3 protein-coding genes are annotated in these 3080 nt (G+C 71.2%); 1 reads left to right on the forward strand and 2 read right to left on the reverse strand.

Going from position 1 to position 3080, the window contains the following annotated elements:
* Both ABZ281_RS44015 and ABZ281_RS44020 read right to left on the reverse strand, forming a co-directional pair.
* A partial coding sequence (locus tag ABZ281_RS44015) for an ROK family transcriptional regulator (protein ID WP_356663847.1) occupies window positions 1-789 on the reverse strand: 789 nt, incomplete at its 3' end.
* A gap of 305 nt (window positions 790-1094) precedes the next feature.
* Entirely contained in the window at window positions 1095-2198 is a 1104-nt protein-coding gene (locus tag ABZ281_RS44020; protein WP_356663851.1) for a mechanosensitive ion channel family protein, read from the reverse strand.
* Window positions 2199-2517: 319 nt separating this feature from the next.
* On the opposite strand from ABZ281_RS44020, the gene ABZ281_RS44025 reads away from it, so the two are divergent.
* On the forward strand, window positions 2518-3054 hold the full coding sequence (locus tag ABZ281_RS44025) for an HNH endonuclease (RefSeq protein WP_356663849.1): 537 nt from the start codon (window positions 2518-2520) through the stop codon (window positions 3052-3054).
* The last annotated feature ends 26 nt before the right edge of the window (window positions 3055-3080 follow it).

The following is a 3080-nucleotide window of genomic DNA, read 5'->3' on the forward strand; positions in this document are numbered from 1 at the left end:
GGCCTTGGTGACCTGCCGGACCAGGGGCGTGCCCGGCACCGGCAGGAAACCGACCTCGCCGGCGCCGCCGGTCCAGCCGCGGTGCAGCCGGCCGCCGAGCACCAGGGCGGCGCCCAGGCCCTCCTGGTTCCACAGCAGCACGAAGTCCGCGTGGCCCCGGGCCGCGCCGAGACGCTGCTCGGCGAGCGCGACCAGGTTGACGTCGTTCTCGTACTCGAACGGCATCGGCAGGGCTGCGGCGAGCTCGTCCAGCAGGGTGGGGGAGTGCCAGCCCGGGAGGTGGGAGGCGTAGCGCAGCCGGCCCGTGGTGGGGTCGAAGGCGCCGGGAGTGCCGATGACCAGGCGGTGGATGTCGTCCCGGGCGAGACCGGCCGCCTTCACCGCGCCGTCCAGGGCGTCGGTGACCTGCTGGACGACCGGGGTGCCGGTGCGCCTGCCGGGGGTGGGCAGCTCGTGGCGGCCGACCGTGCGGCCGGTGATGTCGGCGACCGCGGCGAGGATCCGCTGCGGGGTGACGTCGAGTCCGGCGGCGTGGCCGGCTGCCGGATTGACCTCGTAGAGCTGGGCGCTCGGGCCCGGCCGGCCTTCGGTGGTGCCGGTGGCCAGGACGAGTCCCGCCGCCTCCAGTCGGGCCAGGAGCTGGGAGGCGGTCGGCTTGGACAGGCCGGTGAGCTTGCCGATCCGGGTGCGGGACAGCGGGCCGTGCTCCAGCAGCAGGTCCAGGGCGGCCCGGTCGTTCATGGCGCGCAGGACGCGTGGGGTGCCCGGCGTGCCGGCCGTTCCTGCCATGCGTGTCCACACCTGCCCTTCGGCTGCTCAGCTTCTCAGTGATCGGGCGGGGAAGTCCATCGGACGGCCGTCCCCCGGGGTACTCCCGATCACTGTTAGGAAAGTTTCCTATTGGTGGGAGGAAGGTAGGCCCGGTGCCGGGCGGGCGTCAATAGGGGACGGCCCGCCGCTATCCGGACATGCGGCCGCGCACCCGGCCGGACATGCGGGCGTGCGGCCTGACTTGCGGCCGGGCGCGAAGCCGGACATGCGAAGAGGGCGGCCCCCGGCAGGACCGGGTGCCGCCCTCCTTCCGAGGTGGTGGGCTACTTCGTGGTGCTCGTCGGCGCGGGCGGCGCGAGCGGGGACGCGGCCGTCGACTGGGGGGACGCGGCGTTCGCGTAGACCGACGGTGCCGCCATCCCCGCCGTCGGGTCCGCGGGCTGCTCCTCCGGCGGGGCCGTGGCGCCGCCGACGATGCGGATGTCCGCCGCGTCGAAGGCCCGCTTGACGCGCCAGCGCAGTTCGCGCTCCACGGTCAGGGACTTGCCGGGCATGGTCTTGGCCGTGATGCGCACGACCATCGAGTCCAGCAGCACGCTGTCCAGGCCCAGGACCTCGATCGGGCCCCACAGCAGCTCGTTCCAGGGCTCCTCGGCGCTCATCTTCTCGGCGACCTCGTCCAGGGTGGCCTTCACCTTGTCCAAGTCCTCGCCGGCGTGGACGGTGACGTCGACGTTGGCCGTGGCCCAGCCCTGGGACAGGTTGCCGATGCGCTTGACCTCGCCGTTGCGGACGTACCAGATCTCGCCGCCGTCGCCGCGCAGCTTGGTCACGCGCAGGCCCACCTCGATCACCTCGCCGGAGGCGACGCCGGCGTCGATCGTGTCGCCGACGCCGTACTGGTCCTCAAGGATCATGAAGACGCCGGACAGGAAGTCCGTGACGAGGTTGCGGGCCCCGAAACCGATCGCCACACCGGCGACACCGGCCGAGGCCAGCAGCGGGGCGAGGTTGATCTGGAAGGTGCCCAGGATCATCAGCGCGGCGGTGCCTATGATCAGGAACGACGCCACCGAGCGCAGTACCGAGCCGATGGCCTGCGAGCGCTGCCGGCGGCGTTCGACGTTGACCAGCAGCCCGCCGATCGCGCTGCTCTCCCCGGTCTGGTGGTTCCGGTTCATGCGGTCGATCAGTTTGGTGATCGCCCGGCGCACGAAGACCCGCAGCACCACGGCTATCACCACGATGAGCAGGACCCTGAGGCCGATCGCGAGCCACGTCGACCAGTTCTGCTCGACCCAGCCGGCGGCGTTCGTCGCGCTCTCCTGGGCGTCCTGGAGCGAAGGCACTCTCGGGGACTGGGTCTCCGAGGGGGTCGGCGACGGTGACGGGTCGGCGGCCAACAGGACGGAGTCCGCGAGGGACAGGGACACGGCAGGTACCTCCAGGCGCAGCGGTCTGCCCCGGCGCGGTGGTTCTGGGGGGTCAAGGTCACGGCTGGGTCACCGAAGGGGCAGAACCACCACACTAACGGGGCATTGTGTGTGCCCTTGCTGGATGTGTGAAGGAGAGACCGTGCTCACCTGGGCTTGAACGGGCCATGATCCGGGGGATGAATGGGATGTGGTCGAAAACACTCCCAGCCCGTTACGGGGACATGGTGGCGCTTCCACCAGGCCTGAGGGGAGACTGGCTACGAATCGTCCCGGCGCGAGCCACGCGCCGCCGGCGTCCAAGGAGGCATCCGTGCCGCATGTCCTGGTCCTCAACGCGTCGTACGAGCCGCTAGGTGTCGTACCGCTCCGCCGCGCGCTCGTCCTCGTCCTCGAGAACAAGGCAGTCTGCCTCGAGGAGTCCGGCGCCTATCTGCACAGCGCGACCGTCACAGTCCCCGCACCCAGCGTGGTCCGGCTCAAGCGATTCGTCCGGGTTCCCTATCGGGGGCCCGTTCCACTGACCCGCCGGGCGCTGTTCGCCCGCGACGGGGGCCGGTGCATGTACTGCGGTGGCGTCGCAACCAGCGTCGACCACGTCATCCCGCGCAGCCGCGGGGGCAAGCACGTCTGGGACAACGTGGTGGCGTCCTGCCGTCGCTGCAACCACGTGAAGGCGGATCGGCACCTCTTCGAGATCGGCTGGCGGCTGCGCCACAAACCCGCCCCGCCGTCCGGCCTGGCCTGGCGCATCATCGGGACCGGCCATAGGGATCCGCGCTGGCTGCCGTACTTGCAGCCGTTCGGCGCGGACGACGCCTTGGCCCGGATCGACGGCATTTCCGCCTGACGACGATCCGGGCTTTCGTATTGCCG

The organism is Streptomyces sp. NPDC006265 (genome assembly GCF_040613555.1).
Lineage (GTDB): Bacteria > Actinomycetota > Actinomycetes > Streptomycetales > Streptomycetaceae > Streptomyces.